This window comes from Pseudarthrobacter sp. O4, assembly GCF_050157025.1.
GTDB lineage: Bacteria > Actinomycetota > Actinomycetes > Actinomycetales > Micrococcaceae > Arthrobacter.
On the sequence record NZ_CP189591.1, the window covers coordinates 2679149 to 2703294 of the forward strand.

Below are 24146 nucleotides of genomic sequence, written 5' to 3' on the forward strand. Positions count from 1 at the left end.
CGTGGGGCTGGACGTCGGCTGGGCCCTGCGGTGGCTGGCGCTGTCAGCGCAGGCCATGGCGGAACACCGGGAAGAGCTCATTGAACTGGACCGGCCGATCGGCGACTCGGACCACGGCGAGAACATGGACCGCGGCTTCAAAGCGGTGATCGTGAAACTTGCCGAGACGCCCCCGGAAACACCCGGGGCCGCCCTCAAGCTGACGGCCATGACCCTGATGTCCAAGGTGGGCGGGGCGGCCGGCCCGCTCTACGGCACCGCCTTCCTGCGCGCCGCCACGGCACTGGGGGACACGGCGGACGTGGACGCAGCCACCCTGGCCACGGCCCTGCAGGCCGCCCGCGACGGCATCGTAGCCCGCGGAAAGGCCGAGCCCGGGGACAAAACCATGGTGGACGCCTGGACGCCGGCCATCGAGGCGGCCGCCGCCGCAGCAGCCCACGGCGACGTCCGAAAGGTGCTGCTCGCCGCCGCGGAAGCGGCCGAGGCGGGGGCCGTGTCCACCGACCCGATGCTGGCCCGGAAGGGACGCGCGAGCTACCTGGGGGAGCGCAGCATCGGCCACCGGGACCCGGGCGCCGTCTCCAGCGCCCTGATCCTGAGGGCCGCCGCCGGAGCGTCCGAATGACGGTGGGGCTCGTCGTCGTCTCCCACAGCGAGAAGATCGCCGACGGCGCCGTCGAACTTGCCGCCCAGATGGCGCCTGACGTTCTGATCATCCCCGCCGGAGGCACCGACGACGGCCGGATCGGCACCAGCCTGGAGCGGGTCCTGGCGGCGCTGGAACAGGCTGCCGGCGGCGACGGCGTTGTGGTCCTGACCGACCTCGGCTCGGCGGTGATGACCGCGGAATCGGCCGTGGAATTCGCGGCCGACCCCACGTCCGTGCTGCTGGCTGATGCGCCGCTGATCGAGGGGCTTATCGCTGCTGCCGTGGCCGCCCAGGTCGGTGCCGACAAGGAGGCGGTCAAGGAAGCCGCCGAAGCCGTCTACCGGCCCCCGGCCGCGCCGGAGCACGTGCACGAGCACCGGCAACCGCCCGAAGCGTCAGGGGATTTCGAGCTCGTGAACCAGGCCGGAATGCACGCCCGTCCGGCAGCAAAGATCGCGGGCGGTCTGTCCGGCATGGACGCCGAAGTGACAGTCAACGGCGCCGACGGCGCGTCCATGACAGAGCTGATGATGCTCGGGGCCGGACGGGGCACGGTGCTGCACATCGAGGCCAGCGGCCCGGATGCTTCCAAGGCCGTGGATTATCTGGGCGGCCTGATCAAATCCGGCTTCGGTGAAGCGTAGGCGCCCAGTCACTGGCCCTTGGTCCCCAGCCGATGATCATTGGTCCCTACCCTCCGCCGGTTCCGGCGGCGGCCCGGTCTAAAGCTCTTCGGCCCTCCCGCGTCACGTTCCACGCAATCCAGCCGCCGGCACCCGCCGCGAGCAGCGCCCCGGCGGTCTGGGTGGGCAGGCTGCTTCCTGTCGTCGCCTGCCCCAACACCACGCCCAGGACGTAGAAAAGCACGGCGCCGGCCACCCAGATCGCCCCTGCCCAGCGCGGCAGGGTCCGGGAGTGCCACACGGCAATCCCCAGCAGCACATTTCCGAGGAAAGCCAGCAGGAGTCCCAGCAGAAACGACCCCGACATGGCGGCGGGGAACTCGAGCTGCATGACGTCCTGATTTCCTCCGAGATATGCCTTCCCGATCGCGGGGGTGGCGAAGGTGGAGACCGCCGCGGGAACCAGCAGCAGGGCGGTCCCGGCGACGGTGACGACCATCGCTGCCAGTGCCAGGCGCCCCACCCGGCTGTTAGCCAGGCTGCAGCCGAGGGCGAACACGCCGAAGATCGCGAGGACGGTGCCTCCGGTGCTGCCGAGCAGGTGGCTGAGCTGGTACGAGTCCGAGCTGACAAACCGGGCCCAGGCATCCGGGTCCCGCTCCTGGTCCGGCTGCGGTTCGCGCGTGGCCCAGGCGGTGATCAGTCCGGAAAGGGGCAGGGTCCACAAGCCCGCGAGGATCCAGTGCCTGATGTTCTGCGCGTTCATGGGTACCCCTTTCTTGGCGTGGACTAATCCGCCTGCCGGAGGCCGTCCGCGTCGCCGCGTACTTGCGCATGCTTCAGGGTAGTTCCGGGAGGCGTGTCCAGCTAGGGCCTCGGGATTCAGCCCATCGGAGTCAGCCCATGCTCAGCCAGGGAGCCGGAGTCCGCCGAGGTGCAGTTCCGCCAGTCCGTCACTCAGCAGGCCAGCCAGTGCGCGTTCAATCTGCTCGGGCGCGGAATTGAGCCGATGCAGGGCGGCCAGCGGAATGCCGATACCCTCCGGTTCGAAGCCGAGGTCGGCCGGCGCCCGCTGGAACAGCTCCGGCGCCACAGGGGCGTCGGCCAGGCGGAGCACGGCCAGCACGGCACCGCGTACTTGGCGGTCGGTGCCGTGCCACGGCTGGCCTTTCGGCGTGTAAGTCGGCGGCGGCCCGCCCGCAGCGAGCCAGGCGCAGGAGCTTCGCACCGGGCACTCTGCGCACTTCGGCGCCCGAGCGGTGCACACCAGCGCGCCGAGCTCCATCACGGAGGCGTTCCACCGCACGGAGGTGCCGACGTCGTCCGGCATCACCTGCGCCGCCAGCCGCATCTCGGCGGCCGTGAGCGACTGCGAGGGCAGGGCGGCGCCGGAAAACAGCCGCGCATGGACCCGGCGGATGTTGGTGTCCACCACTGTTTCGCGGCGTCGGAAGGCGAAGGCGGCGACTGCCGCGGCCGTGTAGCTTCCCACTCCGGGCAGCCCCAGCAGTTCAGGATACGTGGCGGGAACCATCCCGCCATGGCTGTCCCCGATCGCGACGGCAGCCGCGTGCAGACGCAGGGCCCGCCGCGGGTAGCCGAGCCTGCCCCAGGACCGTACGGCCTCGCCCGAGGTCTCCCTGGCCAAATCGGCCGGCTCCGGCCAGCGCCGCAGCCATTCCTCCCAGACCGGCAGGACACGAACCACCGGGGTCTGCTGGAGCATGATCTCGCTGACCAGCACGCCCCACGGAGTGCAGCCGGCAGCCCTCCAGGGGAGGTCACGGGCATGGGACTCGAACCAGGTGTCCAGGGCCGCATGCAGGCTGGCCAGCGGAACGCCGGCAAGCGGCGGGCGGACGCCGGGAACGCCGCCCGGCAGGTTTTCCGGGGGTGCTGCCAACGGGAGGGCGGGGGAATCGGCTAGAGCTTTGATCCAATCAGCGTAATAGACGCGGGCCGTGGCCCGTCCCGCGGCGTGGTGGGTCCCCATAGTCTGCGCGGTTCTCTAGCCTAGAAGGATGGGCAGGCAAGGCAACTCAGGAACGAACGGTTCACGACCGAAGGCTTCCGGCAGCGGACAATCCGCGCGCAGGCCCGCAAAGAAACCTGCCCGTAAGGCGGTACGTAAACCGGGCAACGCCGTCTACCGCCGCCGTCGGCTGTTCGTCGGTGCCTCCCTGCTCCTGGTCGTCGCCGTCGCCGTGGGTGGCTTCATTGCTGTCTCGAGTGCCATCAACGGCCCCCGGCAGCCTGCTGCGGAGGCGGGCGGAACCGCTGCTGGGAGCCCCGGGACCGGACCGAGTGGCGGCCCGGAGGGGGCCACTGCGACGCCCACCGCCAGCCCCTCGGCAACCCCTTCGCAGGGCAATGGCTGCCAGCAGAACCTCGTGACTGTCACGGCAGCAACTGACAAACCCGCCTACGAGGACGGCGAGGAGCCGCTGCTCAGTCTCAAAGTCACGAACGGCAACAAGGTGCCGTGTGAGGTCAATATGGGGACTTCGCAGATGGAGTACCAAATCACCAGCGGCTCGGATCGGATCTTCTCGTCCCAGGACTGCCAGGCAGACAGCACGGAGCTGATGAAGACCATCGCCCCGGGCCAGAGCGAGACGGCGAATTTCCCCTGGCCGCGCAACCGCAGCGTCCAGGGCTGTGACCCCATTGCGGCAAAGCCCGGAGCGGGCGGGGCTTACTACGTCTTCACCGCGCGGCTGGCGAACAAGACGAGCCCGAAGGCTGTGTTCCAGCTCAACTGAGTCCGACGGCGGCCGCAGACGAAGTTCTAGAGGAACCTGTCCAGCAGGCTGGCCTCCGCCATCCGGCTCAGCCCTTCGCGGACCGTGCGGGCACGCTGGTCGCCGATGCCGTCCACGGTCATGAGGTCATCGATGGTGGCAGCCATAAGGAACTGCAGGCCGCCGAAGTGGTCCACCAGCCGGTCGGCGACGGCTTTTGGAACGGCCTTGAGCCCTGACAGCAGACGGTAGCCGCGCGGCTGGACGACGGCGTCGAGGTTGGCCTCTCCGCCGGCGAAACCCACGATGCCCGCGATCTTGCTCAAATCGATCAGCTCCGTTGGACCCAGGTTCACGAGAGCCTTGACGGCCTTGTCGATGACCTCGCTGGAGGTGTCCGGGCCGGAGTAGTCGCGGATGATCACATCGCTGCCGGGGCCGCGGCCGACGGTCAGCTCGTCCAGCTGCAGTGACAGCAGGCGGCCGTCTTCGCCAAGTTCCAGCACGTACTGCGAGATCTCCTCGGAAATCCGGCGCACCATTTCCTGGCGCTGCAGGGTCACCGCGACGTCGCGGACGGTCACCATGGCCTCGATTTCCAGCGCCGAGAGCGAGCTGGTCACCTGGTCCAGGCGCGAGCGGTAGCGTTCCAGGGTGGCCAGGGCCTGGTTGGCGCGGGCCAGGACCTTCTCGGAGCCCTCCAGCACGTGGCGCAGACCGTTCACGTACAGCGCGATGATCTGCATCGACTGGCTGACCGAGATGACGGGCACGCCGGTCTGGATGGCCACGCGTTCCGCAGTGCGGTGCCGAGTGCCCGATTCCTGGGTTTCGATGCTGGAGTCCGGCACCAGCTGGACGGCGGCGCGCAGGATGTTGCTCGCGTCCTTGTCGCAGATGATGGCGCCGTCCATTTTGGCCAGTTCCCGCAGCCGGGTAGGGGAAAAGTCGATGCCGATGTCGAAGCCGCCGGAGCAGATGGATTCGATGGTCCGGTCGATCCCCAGCACGATCAGGGCGCCGGTCCGTCCGCGGAGGATGCGTTCCAGGCCGTCGCGAAGGGCAGTGCCCGGTGCCACCCTGCCCAGAGTCGCCTTGAGTGAATCTTCAGGGCTCCGGGCCATAGATTTTCCCTTCAAAGGTGCAGGCTACCGCCCGCAGGTGCGCCGGTTTCCAGTGTTTGCCGGCAGGATCAAAAGTACTCGGTTCCCCGCTCTCATCATGATAGAGGTAAACGTGGCCCGGAACCGCACGGGCAAGCCTTAAAGTGGCCCATTCGGACCCGTCATCCAAGCCCTGCGGAATGGCCCCGCCGCCCTCCGTCCAGGAGCGCACTTTGGCCCCGGCGCGGACCCGCTTCGCGTCAGCTCGGCGGCCTGCGATAAACTGGAGGCCGTGGGTGTACCGCGGGCTCTCCGCGCAATTCCCCTCCCAACGCCGCAGCGAAAGTAGCACCGTGTCCCAAGAAGTCCTTAGCCCCGCACGAGTCCAGGAGATTCACAAGCAGGCGGCCCGGCGTCGGACTTTCGCGGTCATCTCACACCCTGACGCCGGAAAGTCCACGCTGACCGAGGCGCTTGCCCTGCACGCCAAGGTGATCGGCACCGCCGGTGCTTCCAGCGGCAAGGCGAACCGCAAGGAAACGATCTCCGACTGGATGCAGATGGAAAAGGACCGCGGCATCTCCATCAGCTCTGCCGCCCTGCAGTTCTCCTACCGCGACACCGTGATCAACCTGTTGGACACCCCGGGCCACGCCGACTTCTCCGAGGACACGTACCGCGTGCTGGCCGCCGTCGACTGCGCCGTGATGCTGGTGGACGCGGCCAAGGGCCTGGAAACACAGACCATGAAGCTGTTCGAAGTCTGCAAGCAGCGGAACCTGCCCATCATCACGGTGATCAACAAGTGGGACCGGCCCGGCCTGGACGCCCTGGCGCTGATGGACGAGATCACCGAACGCACCGGCCTCCTGCCCATGCCGCTGACCTGGGCCGTGGGCATTTCGGGTGACTTCCGGGGCGTGTGGGACCTCCGCAACGACCGCTTCGCCAAGTTCCAGCGCAACAATTCCGGCGCCAACATCGCCCTCACCGAGTACTTCACGCCGGAAGAGGCCGCGGCCAGCCAGGGCGATGACTGGTCCAACGCCGTGGACGAGGCCGGGCTCGTGGTCGAATCGAACCTGGAATTCGACGTCGAGTCCTTCCACGCCGGCAAGGCAACGCCGATCCTCTTCAGCTCGGCGGCCCTGAACTTCGGCGTGAAGGAAATCCTCGATGCCCTCGTGGACTTCGCCCCGCCCGCTGCGCCCCGGCCCGACGTCGACGGCGCCGCCCGTCCCGTCGACGCGCCCTTCGCCGGCTTCGTCTTCAAAGTCCAGGCCGGCATGAACAAGGCGCACCGCGACCACGTCGCCTTCATCCGCGTCTGCTCCGGCATCTTCGAACGCGGCATGGTGGTGACCCAGGGCCGGACCGGGAAGTCCTTCGCCACCAAGTACGCCCAGCAGGTGTTCGGCCGCGAACGCGAGGTCATTGACGAGGCCTTCCCCGGCGACGTCGTGGGCCTGGTCAACGCCTCCTCGCTGCGGGTCGGCGACAGCCTCTTCCTTGAGCAGCCGGTGGAGTTCCCTGCCATCCCGCTGTTCGCCCCGGAGCACTTCCAGGTGGCGCGGTCCAAGGACCCCAGCCGCTTCAAGCAGTTCCGCCGCGGCATCGAACAGCTGGAGCACGAGGGTGTCATCCAGGTCCTCCGCTCCGATATCCGCGGCGACCAGGCTCCGGTGCTGGCTGCCGTCGGGCCGATGCAGTTCGAAGTGGTTGAAGACCGAATGGCGCACGATTTCAGTGCGCCGATGCGGCTGGAGCGGCTTCCGTATTCCATCGCCCGGATCTCGACGGCGGATGCCATGCCCGCGCTGGCCAACGTGCCCGGCGCGGAAGTGCTGCTGCGCTCCGACGGCGAGTATCTGGCGCTGTTCAACGACGTCTGGGCCCTGCGCCGGATCGAGAAGAACCACCCGGACCTGACGCTGCTGCCGATCGGCACGCACAACCCCGCCAAATAGCGGCGCCGCGTCGCCGGCTTGGTGCGGCGCCGCCGGACTAACGCCTGCGCTTGCTTAACGCCTGCGCTTGCTTAACGCCTGCGCTTGCTTAACGCCTGCGCTTGCTTAACGCCTGCGCTTGCTTAACGCCTGCCGGCGTGGAGCGCCAGCTCCAGCTCGAACCGCGCCTTCGGGTCCTCCAGGGTGTCACCGAACAGCTCGCGCAGCTGCGTCGCCCGGTAGCCGACGGTCTGCGGATGGATGCCCAGCTCCGCCGCCACCGGGGCGCGCTGGCCCCAGTGGCGCAGCCAGGAGAGCAGCGTTTCCGCGAGCCGCTCGCGCTGGGCCGGACGCAGCCCCTCCAGGGGCGCCAGCCGGCGGCTGGCCAGCTCGGCGATGGCAGAGGGTTCCGCGCCGAGAATCACCTGCGCCAGATGGTCGTCAGCCCAGATGGGCGGGTCCTCCGGGCCGTCCCGCGGCGGCACCACCGACGCCGCGAGCACGGCGAGCCGCAGTGAATCGGGGACCTTCTCCCAGCCTCCGGCCGGCCCCACAGAGGCGCCGCGCCCCTGCAGCGCCTTTTCCAGGTTTGCCCGGGTGGTGCTGGACTGCTGTGCGGGAACCAGGGCGACGGCGTCGGTCTCGCGTTCGATCACCAGTGTTCCGGGCCCCAGCCGCAAACGAAGCCCGGCCGCCCGATCCAAGGGCAAGGTCACCACCACCATCCGCTGGGGCAGCGACCAGTCCGCCAGGGCTGCCTTCTGGCGCAGGGCTGCCTCATCCGCCTGGCCCAGCAGCAGCAGATCCAGCAGCTCGGTGCGGCGCCGGTCCACCGCACCGGCTCGCTCGGACTGCTCAAAGGCGTAGGCCTCGGCGCTGACCGCGGACAGTTCGTCGATGTAGGCGAGGATCGACTCGCCCAGGTCAACCACGACGCTCTGGCCCAGGTGATGCTCCACGGATACCCGGGACATCTCCCGGAACGTCACCCGGGCGCCCATGCGGTAGGCGCTCAGCAGCGCGTCCATGCTCCGGCCCTGCCGGAACTCGCCGCTTCCCAGCCCCGCCACGAGCTGGCGGCTCTCCTCCGACAGCGCCGGCAGCCGGGTCCCGGGCAACTGCAGGAAGCGGTCCAGCGCGGCTGCCACGCCGCGCCGGAGGCCGCGGCCGAAGCGGCCCTCAATGGGCCGGGCATAGGCGGGCACCAGTTGCGGCACGGCGTCGATGATGGCCTCGACAATGCCCGGCATCATGGGCCGGAGCATATCGCTGACTTCCCGCGGCAGGGCCAGCCACGGCGGGTCATAGGCGGGGGTGGCGGGCTGTTCCGTTGAGTAAGCGTTCATGTGCCACATCCATGAGGTTGTTGCGGACAGACAGTTTCTTAGACTCGATCGTATGCCTTGGGTGAAGAACTATGGCGCAATCTGACATAAGCTTGATGAATGATCCGGCTCCGTAAGCTGGCGCGCGCCGCATCTCTACTGACCACCCCCTTAGCTCCAGAAGACATTCTGGCGCTGTTCAACCCCGTGTTCTCCGCCCGCCAGTTGCGCGGCGTGGTCACCAGGGTGGTTCCAGAAACGGCCGATTCCGCCACCATTTTCTTCCGTCCCGGCCGCGGCTGGCAAGCACACCTTGCCGGCCAGTGGGCCCGCATCGGCGTCGAACTCGACGGCGTCCGCCACTGGCGGTCCTACTCGCTCAGCGCCCCCGCGGGCCAGGACCCGGCCATCACCGTCACGGACATGGGCGCCGTCTCCGGCACGCTGGTGCGCAGCACCAAGCCCGGCGACGTGCTCTTCCTGGCACCCCCGCAGGGCGACTTCGTCCTGCCGGAACACCCGCGGCCGCTGCTGATGCTCACCGCCGGCAGCGGCATCACCCCGGTCATGTCGATGATCCGCACGCTCGTGCCGCACCGGCCCGACTCCGACGTCGTGCTCATCCACACCGCCCGGACTCCGGCGGACGCCATCTTCCGCGAGGAGCTTGCCGAACTCGCGGACCAGTTCCCCAACTTCCGCGTCACCCACTGGTTCACCGGGGAACGCGGACGGCTGGACTTCACGTCAGCCGACGCACTTGAACAGCTCTGCCCCGACTGGCGCCAGCGGGCAGCCTACGCCTGCGGCCCCGAAGGCTTCCTTGACGATGCCGAGGCGCTCTGGGAAGCCGAAACCAAGGAGTCCTCAGTCGGCGACGCCCAGGCGGCAGCCACCCTGACGATCGAACGCTTCAGCACCAAGCTGGCCGGCGGCGAGGGGCACGACGGCGGACTCGTCACCTTCGAGGCCTCCGACCGCGAGGTCGAGGCGGACGGCGACACGCCGCTGCTCGACGTCGGCGAGGATGCCGGCGTGCTGATGCCCAGCGGCTGCCGGATGGGCATCTGCCACAGCTGCCTGATCCCCCTCCGGGCCGGCCAGGTCCGTGACCTGCGCACGGACGAAGTCCACGGCGAGCCCGGCCAACTAATCCAGACGTGCGTTTCGGCAGCCGCCGGACCCGTTAACCTCGACCTCTAAGGAGTACCACCGCATGACGATTGTTTCCGACAAGCCGGACGTTTCCGGGGACGCTGCCAAGGGTGACGCCGCCACGGCCAAGGTGACCGCTGCTGCGAGGACGCGGCCCGGCGCCCTCGCCGAGTCCGGCCACCCGTTGGTCCGTCCGGACGCCGCGGCGCACCTCTCTGACGAGCAGGTGGCCGAGCTGGGCCGCGAGCTCGACGCCATCCGCGACGAGGTCCTCGCCAAGCGCGGATCCAGCGACGCCGCCTACATCCGCCGGGTGATCAAGGTCCAGCGCGGGCTCGAGATCACCGGCCGCGCGACGCTTCTGGTGAGCAAGCACAAAGCCGCCTGGGTCGCCGGCACGGCGATGCTCAGCTTTGCCAAGATCCTGGAAAACATGGAACTGGGCCACAACATCCTGCACGGCCAGTGGGACTGGATGCGGGACCCGGACATCCACTCCACCACCTGGGACTGGGACTTCGTCACCCCCACCCGCTCCTGGCAGCACACCCACAACGATCTGCACCACCGCTGGACGAACGTCGTGGGCAAGGACAATGACATCGGGTACAACCTGCTGCGCATGGATCCGTCCCAGGAATGGAAGCCCTTCAACCTTGGCAACCCGCTGTACAACGCAATCCTGGCACCCGTGTTCGAATGGGGGATCGCGCTCTACGATCTTGAGTTGCCCGACTACAAAGAGGGCAAGAAGAGCAAGGAGGCCATGACCAGGGACCTCAAGGCGCTGGGGCTCAAGGCCCTGAAGCAGTTCGCCAAGGACTACGCCGCCACACCCGCGGTCGCCATGCTGACCGGCTCCGGCAAGCAGGCGCTTTATGGCACCCTGACCGCCAACGCGGTCCGGAACGTCTGGGCGCATGCGATTATCTTCTGCGGGCACTTCCCCGACGGCACCGACACCTTCACCGAAGAGATGGTCGAAGGCGAGACCCGCGGCGACTGGTATGTCCGCCAGATGATCGGATCCGCCAACATTTCCGGGTCCAAGTTCATGCACCTGATGAGCGGTAACCTCTCGCATCAGATCGAGCACCACCTCTTCCCGGACCTGCCGTCCAACCGCTACGGCGAGGTGGCCCCGAAGGTGCGGGAGATCTGCAAGCGCTACGGGCTGCCCTACACCACCGGGCCGCTGCTGAAGCAGGTCGGCTCCACCTGGGCCAAGGTCTTTAAGCTGGCCCTGCCGCCCAAGAAGCCATAGCGGCCCGGGACTGCGTCCCGGCGCCACAATTTCAGATCGAGGAGGAGGCGCCTGCCAGTGCGGCAGGCGCCTCCTCTTTGTGCGCCGCTGTGGGCCTCGGTCGCAGCGGCGCCGTGATCATCATTACCAGGACGTCCGGGGAGGCCTCCCATGCAGAGACCGGGCTCAATGGTTAGTCGATCACGGCGCCCAGGGCCTGAAGACCCCTCGCGCCGTCTTCGTTCAGGTACTGCTCGAAATAGGAGGCGATTGCGTTGCGCGCGGAGTCACCGGCACCGGCGCTGTTGCCGTCCGCGATGGCGGCAAAGATGGCCCGGTCGCGCTCTAAGGATTCCTGCATGGCCCGGCTCTTGTCCGCGGCACGGTCCATCCGGTCGTCCATGAGCTTCAGGATGGAGCCGGAGACCGCCTGGCCGCAGATCTGCAGCAGGTCATTATGGCTCGCCGCCCAGATGCTGGCGTGGAAGTCCAGATCGGCGCGGTTGAAGCTGTCCGAGCCGTTGGCCACCTCTACTTCCATCCTGCCGATCGCATCGCGCATGGCGGAGAGTTGCTCAGGTGTGTGCAGGGCGGCCGCGAGTTGGCAGGCCGAACTTTCCAGCACGATGCGGAACTGGACCAACTCGGAGAGGGAAAGCGACGCAACGCGGGCCATCGTCGTGAAGGACCGGGCCAGGGTTTCGGGTGAGGGTGCCAGGACCTCTGGCCCGCCACGCCCGCCCGGTTTGGAGGCGATCAGTCCCTGGGCCTGCAGGACCCGTAGGGCCTCCCGGATCGTGGGACGGCTGACGGAGAACTGCACCATGAGCTCGCGTTCACTGGCGAGCCGCTGGCCGGGTCTTATATCCCCGGAGACTATGGCGTGCTCGATCTGCTCCACGACCCGTTCGTAAGTCAGGACAGCAACGGCAGGTCTGAATGTGACATTGTTCATTGGGATCCTTCGGCAAGGCCACCTCGGGTGTGGCCTGAGAAAAGCATACGGCCCACCCAGACCTAAGTTGGCTCAGATTAATTTGTTAACAGAGATGACTGGTCAGACCAGCAAACGAGGTAGTAATGTCGTTAGTGCTGATGTTATGTAGGTCACACTATTTTTTCCACCGCGGAATACCGCTATAGCCGATGGAGAACCCGTATGCGCAGCTCGAAGCGTTTCAAAACGGCTGCCGCCGTCCTTGTGGCAGCCTCCATGTCCCTCACTGCGTGTTCCGCAGGCTCCAGCGCGGGGTCAACGAACAAGTCAGAGGTCAAGAACTCGCTGACCGTTGCGCTCACGGGCGAACCCAGCAACTTGGATTTCACCAAGACGGCGGGCGCCGCAATCCCGCAGGCGCTGATGGCGAATGTCTACGAGGGCCTCGTGAAGATCGATCAGGAGGGCAAGATCCAACCCGCTCTGGCCGAGTCCTGGACTCTGAGTGACGACCGTAAGAGCTACACCTTCGCTCTGCGCAAGGATGTAAAGTTCTCGAACGGTGAGGCCTTCACAGCTGCGGACGTAAAGTTCAGCCTGGAGCGGGTCAAGTCTGCGTGGGTCTCCAGCCTCAAGAAGAAGATGGACGTCGTGGACGCTGTCAACGTCGTGAGCGACACCGAGGTGACTGTGGTCTTGAGCAGGCCGAGTAACGCCTGGCTCTTCGATCTTGGCACCCCAGTAGGCGCCATGTTCGATCCCTCAGGTGTGGCGGACCTGGCCAACACTGCGATCGGCACGGGACCGTTCGCCATCGACTCTTGGAAGCGGGGAGAAGCCATCAAGATGGCCGCCCGGGACGGTTACTGGGGGACCGCCCCAAAGGTTAAGACCGTCACCCTGCGCTACTTCGCAGATGCCACGGCCACCACGAATGCCCTGCGCTCGGGCGACGTGGACGTCGTCTATAACATGCAGGCACCCGAGCTTCTGCCCACCTTCGAACAGGACAAGGGCTTCCAGATCCTGGACGGCACCTCCAACGGCAAGGTGGAGCTAACCATGAACAACAAGGCGGCACCCTTCAACGACGTGAGGGTCCGCCGGGCCGTCATGTACGCGATCGACCGCAAGGCTGTTCTGGACACCGCCTGGAGCGGGTACGGCACCCTGCTGGGTGCGCCGGTTCCGCCGACCGACCCATACTATGAGGATCACAACGACGCCTACCCCTACGATCCGGCCAAGGCCAAGCAGTTGCTTAAAGAAGCCGGCGCGGAAAACCTGAAGATCACCTTCACTGTCCCCACCCGGCCTTACGCGAATGCAGTCTCCCAGATTATTGTGTCCCAGCTCGCCGAGGTCGGTATCAATGCCACGATCGAGACGGCCGAATTTCCCGCCGTATGGCTCGACAAGGTCTTCACTAAGCACGAGTACCAGATGTCCGTTGTGCTGGCCGTTGAAAGCCGCGATCTGCTGACCGTCTTTAACAACCCGGACTACTACATCGGTTACGACAATTCGAAGATCAAGGATGTCGCCGCGGCGGCTGACACTGCGGATCAGGCGGGTTATGTGGCCGGCATGAAGCAGGTGGTCCGCACGATCACCGACGATGCCCCCGCCAACGTACTCTTTCTTTTCCCGAACCTGGTGGTGGCCAAGGCCGGCGTGACCGGCATTCCCGCCAATTCCGTCACCGAGGCGCTAGACCTGACCGCGACGGGTTGGAAGTAACCGCCGGACGTCCGCACCACACGGTAGAGCACTAGAAAGGGGGCCGGAATGGTCGTACGGCTAATGGTTAACGTGAGCAGGTTCATGGTGACCTTTGTTGTGGCCACGGTGGCGGTGTTCCTGCTGATGCGCGCTATCCCGGGGGACCCCGCCCAGATTGCGCTCGGCGTCAATGCCTCACCCGAGCTTCTCGCGGAGACCCGAAGGCAGCTCGGCACCGACCGGCCCCTCCCGGTTCAGTACGTCGACTGGGTCATGGGCCTGCCGCAGGGCAGCTTCGGCGTCTCCTACGTCACGCGGCAGGACATCAGCCCAATGATCGCGGACCGGGTCCAGGTCAGCCTGATCCTGGTGGTGCTGTCCATGATCGTGGCCCTGCTCATCGCGATTCCCTTCGGCACTCTGGCCGCCGTACGGCACCGCCAGCCGAGCGGTGTCCTGATAAGCGGCCTTAGCCAGCTTGGTGTTGCCATTCCCGGCTTCCTCGCTGGCATCCTGCTGGTGGTCGTCTTCGCCGTCGGGCTGGGCTGGTTCCCCTCCAACGGGTGGGTCCCTCCCGGGGAGGACTTTGGCGACTTCCTTCGTCGCATCGTCCTTCCCGTCGCGGCCCTGGCCTCCGTCCAGGGAGCAATCCTGACCCGGTATGTGCGCTCCGCGGTGCTGGAGGTCATGAGCGAGGACTATCTGCGCACGGCCCGGGCCAAGGGCCTGGGGAGGTTGGAGGCCTTGGTGCGCCACGGCCTGCGCAACGCCTCGATCCCCGTTTTGACAGTCACCAGCGTGCAGCTTGCCGCGCTCATCGTCGGGGCCGTGGTCGTGGAGCGAGTCTTCGTCATCCCCGGTCTGGGCTCCATGCTGCTGGACGCCGTGGGTAATCGCGACATGCTCACGGTCCAATCGGTCGTCATGGTGCTAGTGGCGATCACGCTCATCATCAATCTGGTGGTCGACCTGCTCTACACGGTCCTGGACCCGCGAATCCGGAAGAAGGCCTAATGTCCCAATCAATCGGCTCTGCATCACTTCCCGGCGAGTCGCCGGCCGTCGTCAGGCGCCTCCGTCACAGACTTTCGGCGACCTTGACGGTAGGAATCATCATCGTGGTCATCGTCGTCCTGGCCGCGCTGGTCTCCCTGTTCTGGACCCCATACGACCCCGTCAAAGCCTTCCCCACGGACCGGCTACAGGGCTCCAGCGCTTTGCACCTAATGGGCACCGACAAGTTCGGCCGCGACATCTTCTCGGGCATTCTCTACGGCGCGCGAATCACACTCATGGTGGGACTCATCTCAGTGGGAATCGCAGTGGTGATCGGCACGCCGCTCGGCATCCTCGCCGGCATGCGGGGCGGCACGACCGAGGAGGTCACGATGCGCGGGGCCGACATTCTGCTGGCCTTCCCGGCGCTGTTGCTTGCAATCATGTTCGGAGCCGTCTTCGGCGCGAGCACGACGACGGCGATGATCGCGATCGGCATCGGTTCGATCCCGGGCTTCGCCCGGGTGGCCCGCAGCGGCACCCTCCAGGTCATGAGCACTGAGTATGTCCTCGCAGCGAGAGCCTCGAGCCAGAGCGCCTTCCGCATCGCCCGCCGCCATGTGCTGCCAAACATCGCGGGCATGGTGGTGGTGCAATGCTCCGTGACCTTCGCCCTCGCCGTCCTGGCCGAGGCCGCGCTGTCCTTCCTGGGACTCGGCACCCCGCCGCCGGTGCCATCCTGGGGGCGCATGCTGCAGGAATCGCAGCAGTTCCTGGGAACTTTCCCCATGCTTGTCGTCTGGCCGGGCGTCGCGATCGCGGTTGCGGTGCTGGGGTTCAACCTGCTGGGCGACGGCCTGCGGGACCGCTTTGATCCGAAGCTGAATGGAGAACGGTAAGCCGTGAGCACCCCGAAAAACCCAGGTACCGGACCGCTGCTGCAGGTGACCGGACTCAATATTGCCACCAAGGACCGTTCCCTGGTGCGGGACTTCAACCTGACAATGGACCGCGGCGAACGGGTAGGGCTCATCGGTGAATCCGGCTCCGGCAAGTCCATGACCACCACGGCCCTGATGGGCCTGCTGCCACCAGGAGTCAACGCCACTGGCTCCATCCAGCTGGCCGGGCGGGAGGAGGACCTGGTCACGGCCACAGACCGGCAGATGTGCCGGATCCGCGGCAACGACATGACCATGGTCTTCCAGGAGCCGCTCACGGCCCTGAATCCGCTCATGAAGGTTGGTCCTCAGGTTGCCGAGGTCATGCTCAAGCACAAGACCGTGCCCGACCGCCGTGAGGCAAGGGACAAGGCCGTACAGTTGCTCGCCAGCGTCCGGCTGCCGGACCCCGCCGAGGCCGCCAAGGCATACCCGCACCAACTCTCCGGAGGTCAGCGCCAGCGCGTCATGCTGGCAATGGCCCTGGCCAACGACCCCGAGCTGCTGCTCTGCGACGAGCCGACGACGGCACTGGACGTCACGGTCCAGCGCCAGGTGCTGGACCTGATTCTGGAATCGGTTCAGCAGCGCGGCACAGGGCTGCTGTTCATCACACATGACCTGTCGGTGGTGGCCAACGTCTGCGACCGGGTCCTGGTCATGAACCGTGGCATTGTGGTGGAGGAGGGCTCCGCGGAGGACGTCTTTACACGCCCACAGCACCCCTACACACGCGGATTGCTCGCGGCCTCGGACTTGGATGCCTCGGATGAGAATGGCCGGCTGTTCACGGTGGCCTCCGCCGCGGCCTATGTGCCGCCCACCGTCCAGGAAGTACTGTCAATGGTTCCGCAGAGCGTACTGCGGCTCAAGACCCCCGCCGTCGCGGGCGAGTCTGCGGCCGAGGAGTCCCACCCCGGCGGGACCGGCGTCGACGAATGCACGCCCACCGCTGGCCGGCTGGACGGCTCCGCGTTGGACGAGCAACCGACCGACCGGGGACCTGCCGTGTCAATGGGCTCGGCGGCTGCCAGCGAGCCCGTCATCAGCGTGAAGGATCTGGTGCGCAATTATGAACGCGGCCGGACGTCCCTGTTCAAGAAGCCCGGCGAGGTCAGGGCACTACGAGGCATCTCCTTTGACGTGCAGGCCGGGCAGCGTTTCGGGGTGGTGGGGGAGTCCGGTTCCGGCAAATCCACCTTGCTGCGAATCCTGGCCGGGCTGGACCGGCCGAGCGCGGGCAGCGTGCGGGTGGCCGGCAACGAAGTGGCAGGCGCGCGCGAGAGCCAGCTCATTGAGCTGCGCCGCGAGCTCCAAATCGTCTTCCAGGACCCCATGGGTTCGCTCAACCCCAGAATGCGGGTCCAGGACATCATCGCCGAACCGCTGCTGGCCCCGGGCCAACGTGTCGACACCGCGCTCCAGCGCAGGCTCGTGCGGGAAATGCTCGCCGCTGTGGATCTGCCGGCCGATTCTGCGGAGCGTTTCCCGCATCAGTTCTCCGGCGGTCAGCGCCAGCGCATCTCGATCGCCCGCGCGCTGATCTGCAGACCTCGGGTCCTCGTCGCGGACGAACCGGTCAGCGCCCTGGACGTCTCCGTCCGCGCCCAGGTGCTGAACCTGCTCTCCGACTTGGTGGATCAGTACCAGCTGACCCTCGTCTTCGTCTCCCACGATCTGGGCGTGGTCCGGCACATCTGCGACAACGTGGTGGTCATGCGGTCCGGGGAGATTGTGGAGAGCGGGAGCACGGAGCAGATCTACGAGCGGCCGCAGCACGAATACACCCGCACACTGGTGGGTGCCTCCATGTCCCTCCGAGCTGAAATGGCCGCCCGGGAGGCGGCCCTGCAGCACTAGACAAGCCAGCAGTCAGTGCCGGCGCCGTTCCACAACGAACGCCCGGCCGTGAACGAAGTGAAGGAACCAACCATGGCCGCCACGCTTTCCACCGAAATCCACCTTCTCAGCGCCCGGGAACTCGGCGCGGCGTACGCCGCAGAAGAGCTTTCTCCCGTGGAAGTCTGTGCTGCTGTGATCCGCCGCATTGAGGAGCGAGAGCCGGTGCTCAACGCGCTCTTCGTGTTCAACCCCGAGGAAGCGCTGCAAGGTGCGCGGGCAAGCGAGCGTCGCTGGAGCATCGGCAGCCCGCTGAGCGCGCTGGACGGAGTGCCCACCACGGTCAAGGAAAATGTGGCCCGCGCAGGCGTGCCGATGCCCGGCGGCACTGCCCTGCCCGGCCCTCGGGTGCCAGCCGCCAACGCGCCCATCACGGACCGTATCCTCGAGAGCGGCGGTATCATCATGGGCTCCACCACGATGCCGGACTGGGGCATGCTCTCCTCCGGCGTATCGAGCCTGCACGGCGTGACGCGCAGTGCCTGGAATCCCGCTTGGACAACAGGCGGCTCTAGCGCCGGAGCCGGTGCCGCCGCTGCGGCGGGCTATGGCCCCCTGCACGTCGGAACGGACATCGGCGGGTCCATTCGTCTGCCCGGAACCTGGCAGGGTCTGGCCACGATCAAACCGAGCGCAGGCCTCATCCCGCTGGACGTGCCGTATCTCGGCCGGACCGCAGGCCCGATGGCCCGCACGGCAGCGGACGCGGCGCTCTTCATGACTGTGCTGGCCCGCCCCGATATTCGCGATTACACGGCCCGCCCATACCCTGCGATGGACTGGCTGGACCCCGATGGCGGGATTGGCCGACCGGACATCAGAGGCATGAAGGTGGCCCTCCAGACCGGTGCGGGGGCGGGTGCGGACGTCGACCCGGAAGTTCTGGCCGCGGTGGAAGCCGCCGCGGAGGTCTTCGCCATGGCTGGCGCGGAGGTGACCCACCTGGACGCATTCATCGACCAGAACATGCTCGACGGGCTCGACAACTTTTGGCGAACCCGTTCGTGGGCGGACTACAGCGCCCTGCCGCCAGATCATCAGAATCTGGTGCTGCCCTACATCATCCGATGGTGCTCCCGCGGAGCCAGCTTCGACGGCGCCGCGACCATACGCCACTTTAATTGCATCGACCAGATGCAGAAGGCGACCATCGCAGCCACGGCAGGGTTCGACGTCGTTCTCTCACCAGTAGCGCCAATGCCCGCCTTTGCCGCCGAGCAGCCCATGCCTGTCGACGATCCCGACAGCACCATGGCGCACATCGCTTTCACTGTGCCGTTCAATATGTCGGGACAACCCGCCGCCACGGTCAATTGCGGCTTCACCCCCGACGGCCGTCCCATCGGGGTGCAGCTGGCCGGCCCGGTGGGCGCGGACGCCAAGATCCTGCGCGCGGCAGCCTGGTACGAATCCGTGCGCCCGGCTTCCGCGGTGCCAAACTGGGCGGCGCTCGACTAGTTTCGCGGCGGATGGCAGTCGGGACCATCCGGGCAGCCCCCGCCGCACCGGCGCGCGTCCGGCAACGCCGAATGGTTAGTCGGTGCCAGCGGCGTCGGGAGTCGGTGCGCCGAAGGATGCCAGCGCGGCCAGGGCCGCGCGGTCGTCTTCAGCAAGCAGTTGGCCGTAGTACTCGAAGAGGCTGCTGCGGGCGAGATATTCGGCGCGGTGCGCGTCCCGGTCCCGGATTGCGGCGAAGACGTCCGCGTGGTGGGAGAGCGTGCGCAGCATCAGTTCTTCGTCATCACCGCTACCGCGGATCGAACTCTCGATGAGCGTTTCGATGGAGTCCCGGACCGCCTCGGCCGAGACCTGGATCATGGCATTGCCGCTGGCCCAAGCAACCACGTCATGGAAGTCGAGGTCCGCACGGCTGAATTCGTGTCGTCCTAGGGCCATGCACTGGCGCATCCGTGCCATGGCCTTTTCCAGCTTGAGCAGATCGGCCTCGCTGCGACGCGAGGCCGCCAGTGAATTGGCGGCCGACTCCAGCGTCATGCGGTAGATGAGTAAATCGGCGAGGCTGCTGCTCGAGGAGACTGTAAGCCGGGTCATGAGCTTGCTGAGCGGGGCGGCAGTAGGGGCCAGGATGACCGCCCCGCGCGGGTCCCCGGGCCGGGACGCGATGAGGCCGCCGCTTTCCAGCACGCGCATGGCCTCCCGCACCGAGGAGCGCCCCACCTCAAAGCGGGTGACCAACTCCCGCTCGCCGGGAAGCCGGTCTCCGGCCTTAAGCTCGCCGTGGAGGACGGCCTGTTCAACGTGATCGACGACTGCCTCGAAGGCGCGTTTGGCGCGGGGCGCAGCGGGTACAGCTTCGGCCACGGTCTAACTCCCTTAGCTGGTGCGCATGGTCTACTGCTGTCATTCTAGAAGATGCCGCCCCGGCGGCGATCCGGGCCCGGCCTGGGGGCGGCCGAACGGGGCCCGTCTAGGCATTTGGCGGATCGAAGCGGCCGTCCACGGCAGTCCAGCCGCCGTCGACCGTGAGAACAGACCCTGTGACAAAGCTGGAGGCGTCGGAGGCCAGGTAGACGACGGCGCCCGCCAGCTCCTCCGGCCGGGACCAGCGGCCCAACGCGCTCTTGCTGGCGTAGGCGTCGTACCATTCTGTGTTGTTCTTGATCTGGGCGGTCAGCGGAGTCTCCACAACCCCCGGGGAGATGGCGTTGACGCGCACGCCGGACGGACCATATTCGGCCGCGGCGGTGCGCAACAGCTGCACCAGGCCCGCCTTGGTGGCCGCGTAGACGCCCTGCCCCGGTTCCACCGTGACCGCACGGATCGAGGCGAATCCGATGATGCTGCCGCCGCCGTTCGCGGCCATGGCGGGCGCAAAGGACTGGATGAGGCTGAAGGAGGCGCGCAGGTTAAGATTCACGACACGGTCAAACTCGTCCAGGGTATAGTCCGCGATGCGTTTGCGCACATTCGTGGCCGCGGTGAAGACGAGCGCGGCAATGTCACCGAACTGCAGCGCAGCGGCGCCCACGGCCTCATGGTTCAGCACGTCCAGGGTGGTGGAACTGGCGTTATCCCCGATCATCGCGGCGGTGTCGGCTGCTGCCGCGCCGTCGCGGTCCGCACAGACCACGGCCGCGCCGTGCGCGCCAAGGGCCAGGGCGGACTCGCGGCCGATGCCGCTGCCGCTGCCGATCACCATGACGCGGCGGCCGGAAAAGTGGAAAAGCTGGGTGTAGTCCAAGGCACGACTCTCTTCGCTGGGTTGGGTGGCTCGCATTCGCCTGACGGAAACTTGGCGTGTCGCCAAAGGTACTGACTAGGGGCGGATCATGGCCATGCGGGTCACGGTGAATTCCTCAATGGCGAAGCGCGGACCCTCGCGGCCGATCCCGGAGTCCTTGACGCCCCCGTAGGGCATGATGTCGGAGCGGAAGCCGGGAATCTCGTTGACCACCACGCCGCCGACGTCGAGCTTGTTGATGGCCTCGAACGCCGACGCAAGGGACTTAGTGTAGATGGCGGCCTGTAGCCCGTAGCGCGATTCGTTGACCAGCTCGATCGCGGTCTCCACATTCGGCACGCGGCGCAGGCAGACCACGGGGCCGAAAATCTCCTCGCGCCACAGCTCGGCGCAGTCGGGCACCTCTGCTATCACGGTGGGGGCGATGCTGCGCCCGATCAGGCTTCCCCCAGTCAGCAGACGGGCCCCGTCCTTCAGGGCCGCCTCGATCCAGCCGGTGATCCGGCGGGAGGAACTCTCGTTGATGACCGGGGCCACCCGAGTGCTCTCCTCCCGGGGGTCGCCGACACGCACCTCGCCCATCCGTGCCAGCAGGGCGAGCTCGAACTCCTCGGCGATGGATTCGGTTAGGACCACGCGCTGAACCGAGATGCAGGCCTGGCCGTTGGCGTAGAAGCCGCCACGGATCACCGCGTCGACGGCGTCGGCAATCACCGCGTCGTCCGCGACGATGAGAGCGGCGTTGGAGCCGAGTTCCAGGATGGACTTGCGCGGTGCGGCGTCCCGAGCTATCTGGTGGCCCACGGCGGCGGAGCCGGTAAATGAGACGACGGCGGTGCGAGGATCGGCCACGAGGCTGGCGCCTACCTCGACGCCGCCCGTGACCAGCTGCACGGCGGCGGCGGACACCCCGTGCGCGGTCAGGACCTGACGGATCAAGTGCACTGCCCAGAGCGAGGCCAGCGGCGTGTTCGGTGCAGGTTTGACGATCATGGGGCAGCCTGCGGCGAGTGCAGGGGCCAGCTTGTGGCTCGCGAGCAGCAGAGGATAGTTGAAACCCGTAATGCCGACGACGACGCCGGCCGGTCGGCGGGTCCAATAACCGATCATGCCTTCGCCGAGCGGCTGCAGATCCAGCGGGACGGTCTCCCCGTGCATGTGCGACACCTCCTCGGCGCTGGCGGCCCACGTGGTCAAAGACCTGGCCAGCTCGGTGTTGCAGTCGATGCGTGGCTTGCCGGTTTCCAGAATCAGCAGCTCGATGAGCTCGGGGCCGTGTGCGGCCAGAGCATCATGGATCGCCATCAGGAGGGCGCGCCTGGCGCCGGTGCTCAGGGCCGCTACTTCGCTGCGCACAGCGGCCGCGGCGTCCATGGCACGGCGGGCGTGATCGACGCTGCCCACGGGGGAGTCCGCCACAAGGGAACCATCGTACGGGAAGACGACCTTCTGATGGTCCGGACAGTCGGCCCAGCCCTCGCCTATGGGGAGTCCGTCCGGGTAGGGAATCGTGAAGGTGGACATGGTGCCCGCTTCCTTAGTGGTCTGACCAGTAACAGTCTTAGGGTAGACGTGGGTAGAGCCCGCGGTCAACGATTCGGCCGAAACTCGGGAAGACAGAGCCTCAATTCGTGGGCGCTTATTGACAATCACCGACTTCACGCGGCAAGGTCGCAGTGATGAACCGGAATGGGATCCCACGCGGGGCAACCCGCCGGCGTCGGACCGGTTCGCTGTCCTGGCCGCCGGCCATCCCGTGGCCCGTCCCATGCGCTAACTGAGTACGAATCGAAAGAGGCGGTGTAGATGGCCCAGCCGGCGGCCTGGCGCAGCGCAGTGTCGCTGGTGGAAGAGACGGCCGCCTTGTTGCGGGAACGCATCTTCGATGGGCGCTATACGCCGGGGGAGCGGCTGCCCCAGGCCGAGCTCTCCGCTGAGCTGAGCGTTAGCCGGACACCCCTGCGGGAGGCGTTGCGATTGCTGGAGGAACAGGGTCTAGTCCGCACGGACAACCGCGGCGGGGCACGGGTGTCCACGATGGGCCCTGAGGAGGTGCTCGCCGCACTTGAATTTCGCGAGGCCGTGGAGGGCATGGCCGCCCGGCTTGCCTGCGATCGGTTTGCCGCTGTCAGCCGAATCTCATCGACCGAGCCGCCCGCCCTGGCGGAGCTTCGCGAGCTTGCCGCGGCGGAGGCCCGGGAACTGCTGCCAGGCCGCGAGCGGCGCTTTGCGCTGCTCAGCGGCAGATTCCATGAGCGCCTGTTGCGGGCCTCGGGCAACAGTTTCGTGCAGCGGCAAAGCGCCGTCGTCCGGCTGACCGAGCAACTCTTCAGACCGCCCGTCCTCTCCACGCCCGAGGCCGCCGCCGCCGCACAGGCCGGACATGCCGCTCTCGTCGTCGCGCTGGAAACCGGAAATGCTGACGACGCCGAACGGCTGGCCCGCGAACGGCTGCGCGCTGCCGCCGCCCTGATCCGCCGCGACATGACCTCATCCGCATCATCAGAGCAAGGAGCCCCATGAGCACCCACAAGATTGCCGTCATCCGCGGAGACGGGATCGGCCCGGAAGTCATCGAGGCCTCGCTGGCCGTCCTCGACGCTGCCGAATCCGCCTTCGGCTTCAGCACTGAGCGGATGGAGGTGGCCGCAGGCGCCCAGCACTATCTGCGCACCTCAGAGCTGTGGACGCCGGATCTGCAGCTGCGGCTGCGTAGTCAGGACGCAGTCCTCTTCGGCGCCATGGGAGACCCAGCCGTGCCCCCGGGAATTCTCGAGCGCGGCTTCATCCTGGAGATGCGCCGGACTTTCCAGCAGGCAGTGAACCTCAGACCAGTGAAGCTCTATCCCGGGGTCAAGACGCCCATCTCCGGGTTAACGCCCGAACGATGCGACATGGTTATTGTGCGGGAAAACACCGAGGGCGCCTACGTGGGTCGGGGCTCCACGGTGCATGCCGGCACGCCATACGCCGTGGCCGTGCAGGAATCGGTCAACACCCGGGTCGGAGTGGAGCGGGTGGTGGACTTTTCCTTCCGGCTGGCCCAGAAGCGGCGCGGCAAACTGACACTCTGCCACAAGACCAACATCCTGGTCGAAGCTGGAAAGCTCTGGCAGGACACGGTCAACGACCTCAGCAAGCGGTACCCCGACGTTGAGTTGGACTACGTGCACGTGGATGCGATGTGCTTCCATCTTCCGCTCTCGCCCGAGCGCTTTGACGTGGTGGTCACTGACAATCTGTTTGGTGACATCATCACGGACCTGGGCGCCGTCATCCAGGGCGGCCTGGGCGTTGCCTCGAGCGCCAACCTTAATCTGGATGGTTCTGCGCCCAGCATGTTCGAGGCCATTCACGGCTCCGCCCCGGATATTGCGGGCAGGGGCTGGGCCAATCCTGTCGGCTCCATCCTCTCCACCGCCATGATGTTGGCACATCTGGGCGAGAAGGCAGCGGCCCTCGCCGTAGAGGCTTCCGCCGTGCACGTGCTGGCCCAACTCCCCGCGCCCTCCGGCGCGGGGATGGGGAGATCCACGCTGGAACTGGGTCTGGAGATCGCGGCGCTGGTGAGCGCTAAAGGGTCCGTGCCGACTGTGCCCGGACGGTCTCTCATGGCGGAACTGGCGGAACTGGCGGGGATGCGGGGTTGAGGCCAGAGTGA

General features: G+C 66.9%; 21 protein-coding genes. 13 read left to right on the forward strand and 8 right to left on the reverse strand.

Features of this window, described 5'->3' with window-relative positions; all coding sequences use genetic code 11:
* Position 1: 1 nt before the first annotated feature.
* Both dhaL and dhaM read left to right on the forward strand, forming a co-directional pair.
* A complete protein-coding gene (dhaL, locus tag ACQCSU_RS12445) occupies positions 2-628 on the forward strand; it encodes a dihydroxyacetone kinase subunit DhaL (RefSeq protein WP_426975617.1) in 627 nt (208 codons plus the stop codon).
* Positions 625-1296, forward strand: coding sequence for a dihydroxyacetone kinase phosphoryl donor subunit DhaM (gene dhaM, locus ACQCSU_RS12450; protein WP_426975618.1), 672 nt, complete (start codon positions 625-627; stop codon positions 1294-1296). The genes dhaL and dhaM overlap by 4 nt, the downstream gene beginning before the upstream one ends.
* 46 nt (positions 1297-1342) lie before the next feature.
* Here dhaM and ACQCSU_RS12455 read toward each other — a convergent pair whose 3' ends face one another.
* Entirely contained in the window at positions 1343-2041 is a 699-nt protein-coding gene (locus ACQCSU_RS12455) for a hypothetical protein (RefSeq protein WP_426975620.1), read from the reverse strand.
* A gap of 141 nt (positions 2042-2182) precedes the next feature.
* On the reverse strand, positions 2183-3019 hold the full coding sequence (locus tag ACQCSU_RS12460) for an A/G-specific adenine glycosylase (protein ID WP_426979783.1): 837 nt from the start codon (positions 3017-3019) through the stop codon (positions 2183-2185).
* A 277-nt stretch (positions 3020-3296) separates the two neighbouring features.
* Here ACQCSU_RS12460 and ACQCSU_RS12465 point away from each other — a divergent pair, with 277 nt between their 5' ends.
* Positions 3297-4037, forward strand: coding sequence for a hypothetical protein (locus ACQCSU_RS12465; protein WP_426975622.1), 741 nt, complete (start codon positions 3297-3299; stop codon positions 4035-4037).
* Between the two features lie 26 nt (positions 4038-4063).
* Here the strand turns inward: ACQCSU_RS12465 and disA are convergent, their stop codons facing one another.
* Positions 4064-5140 carry a DNA integrity scanning diadenylate cyclase DisA gene (gene disA / locus ACQCSU_RS12470; RefSeq protein WP_426975624.1) on the reverse strand — a complete coding sequence of 359 codons (1077 nt, stop codon included), beginning with the start codon at positions 5138-5140 and terminating at the stop codon, positions 4064-4066.
* Between the two features lie 332 nt (positions 5141-5472).
* Between disA and ACQCSU_RS12475 the strand changes: the two genes are divergently transcribed.
* Entirely contained in the window at positions 5473-7086 is a 1614-nt protein-coding gene (locus ACQCSU_RS12475; RefSeq protein WP_426975626.1) for a peptide chain release factor 3, read from the forward strand.
* 122 nt (positions 7087-7208) lie between these two features.
* On the opposite strand, the gene ACQCSU_RS12480 is transcribed toward ACQCSU_RS12475, so the two are convergent.
* Entirely contained in the window at positions 7209-8411 is a 1203-nt protein-coding gene (locus ACQCSU_RS12480) for a PucR family transcriptional regulator (RefSeq protein WP_426975628.1), read from the reverse strand.
* A 99-nt stretch (positions 8412-8510) separates the two neighbouring features.
* Between ACQCSU_RS12480 and ACQCSU_RS12485 the strand changes: the two genes are divergently transcribed.
* On the forward strand, positions 8511-9593 hold the full coding sequence (locus ACQCSU_RS12485; RefSeq protein ID WP_426975629.1) for a ferredoxin reductase: 1083 nt from the start codon (positions 8511-8513) through the stop codon (positions 9591-9593).
* 13 nt (positions 9594-9606) lie between these two features.
* Positions 9607-10809 (forward strand): fatty acid desaturase family protein, encoded by a 1203-nt coding sequence (locus ACQCSU_RS12490; protein ID WP_426975631.1) that lies wholly within the window; start codon positions 9607-9609, stop codon positions 10807-10809.
* A 172-nt stretch (positions 10810-10981) separates the two neighbouring features.
* Here the strand turns inward: ACQCSU_RS12490 and ACQCSU_RS12495 are convergent, their stop codons facing one another.
* A complete protein-coding gene (locus ACQCSU_RS12495; RefSeq protein WP_426975632.1) occupies positions 10982-11743 on the reverse strand; it encodes a FadR/GntR family transcriptional regulator in 762 nt (253 codons plus the stop codon).
* Between the two features lie 204 nt (positions 11744-11947).
* Between ACQCSU_RS12495 and ACQCSU_RS12500 the strand changes: the two genes are divergently transcribed.
* The 5 genes from ACQCSU_RS12500 (at position 11948) to ACQCSU_RS12520 (ending at position 18741) form a co-directional block, all read left to right on the forward strand.
* Positions 11948-13465, forward strand: coding sequence for an ABC transporter substrate-binding protein (locus tag ACQCSU_RS12500; RefSeq protein ID WP_426975634.1), 1518 nt, complete (start codon positions 11948-11950; stop codon positions 13463-13465).
* Between the two features lie 48 nt (positions 13466-13513).
* The gene (locus tag ACQCSU_RS12505; RefSeq protein WP_426975636.1) at positions 13514-14461 is read left to right on the forward strand and encodes an ABC transporter permease; all 948 of its coding nucleotides are present in this window, start codon (positions 13514-13516) and stop codon (positions 14459-14461) included.
* Positions 14461-15342: an ABC transporter permease gene (locus ACQCSU_RS12510; protein ID WP_426975637.1), complete on the forward strand. Its 882-nt coding sequence runs from the start codon at positions 14461-14463 to the stop codon at positions 15340-15342. The genes ACQCSU_RS12505 and ACQCSU_RS12510 overlap by 1 nt, the downstream gene beginning before the upstream one ends.
* A 3-nt stretch (positions 15343-15345) precedes the next feature.
* Entirely contained in the window at positions 15346-17244 is a 1899-nt protein-coding gene (locus ACQCSU_RS12515) for a dipeptide ABC transporter ATP-binding protein (RefSeq protein WP_426975638.1), read from the forward strand.
* Positions 17245-17316: 72 nt separating this feature from the next.
* On the forward strand, positions 17317-18741 hold the full coding sequence (locus ACQCSU_RS12520; protein WP_426975639.1) for an amidase: 1425 nt from the start codon (positions 17317-17319) through the stop codon (positions 18739-18741).
* A 75-nt stretch (positions 18742-18816) separates the two neighbouring features.
* On the opposite strand, the gene ACQCSU_RS12525 is transcribed toward ACQCSU_RS12520, so the two are convergent.
* From ACQCSU_RS12525 to ACQCSU_RS12535, 3 genes are all read right to left on the reverse strand, one after another.
* Positions 18817-19605: a FadR/GntR family transcriptional regulator gene (locus ACQCSU_RS12525; RefSeq protein WP_426975640.1), complete on the reverse strand. Its 789-nt coding sequence runs from the start codon at positions 19603-19605 to the stop codon at positions 18817-18819.
* A 106-nt stretch (positions 19606-19711) separates the two neighbouring features.
* Positions 19712-20521, reverse strand: coding sequence for an SDR family NAD(P)-dependent oxidoreductase (locus ACQCSU_RS12530; RefSeq protein WP_426975641.1), 810 nt, complete (start codon positions 20519-20521; stop codon positions 19712-19714).
* Between the two features lie 39 nt (positions 20522-20560).
* A complete protein-coding gene (locus tag ACQCSU_RS12535; protein WP_426975642.1) occupies positions 20561-22009 on the reverse strand; it encodes an aldehyde dehydrogenase family protein in 1449 nt (482 codons plus the stop codon).
* Between the two features lie 282 nt (positions 22010-22291).
* Here ACQCSU_RS12535 and ACQCSU_RS12540 point away from each other — a divergent pair, with 282 nt between their 5' ends.
* Together ACQCSU_RS12540 and ACQCSU_RS12545 are read left to right on the forward strand one after the other, a co-directional pair.
* Positions 22292-23008 carry a GntR family transcriptional regulator gene (locus ACQCSU_RS12540; RefSeq protein WP_426975643.1) on the forward strand — a complete coding sequence of 239 codons (717 nt, stop codon included), beginning with the start codon at positions 22292-22294 and terminating at the stop codon, positions 23006-23008.
* The gene (locus ACQCSU_RS12545) at positions 23005-24135 is read left to right on the forward strand and encodes a 3-isopropylmalate dehydrogenase (protein ID WP_426975644.1); all 1131 of its coding nucleotides are present in this window, start codon (positions 23005-23007) and stop codon (positions 24133-24135) included. The genes ACQCSU_RS12540 and ACQCSU_RS12545 overlap by 4 nt, the downstream gene beginning before the upstream one ends.
* The last annotated feature ends 11 nt before the right edge of the window (positions 24136-24146 follow it).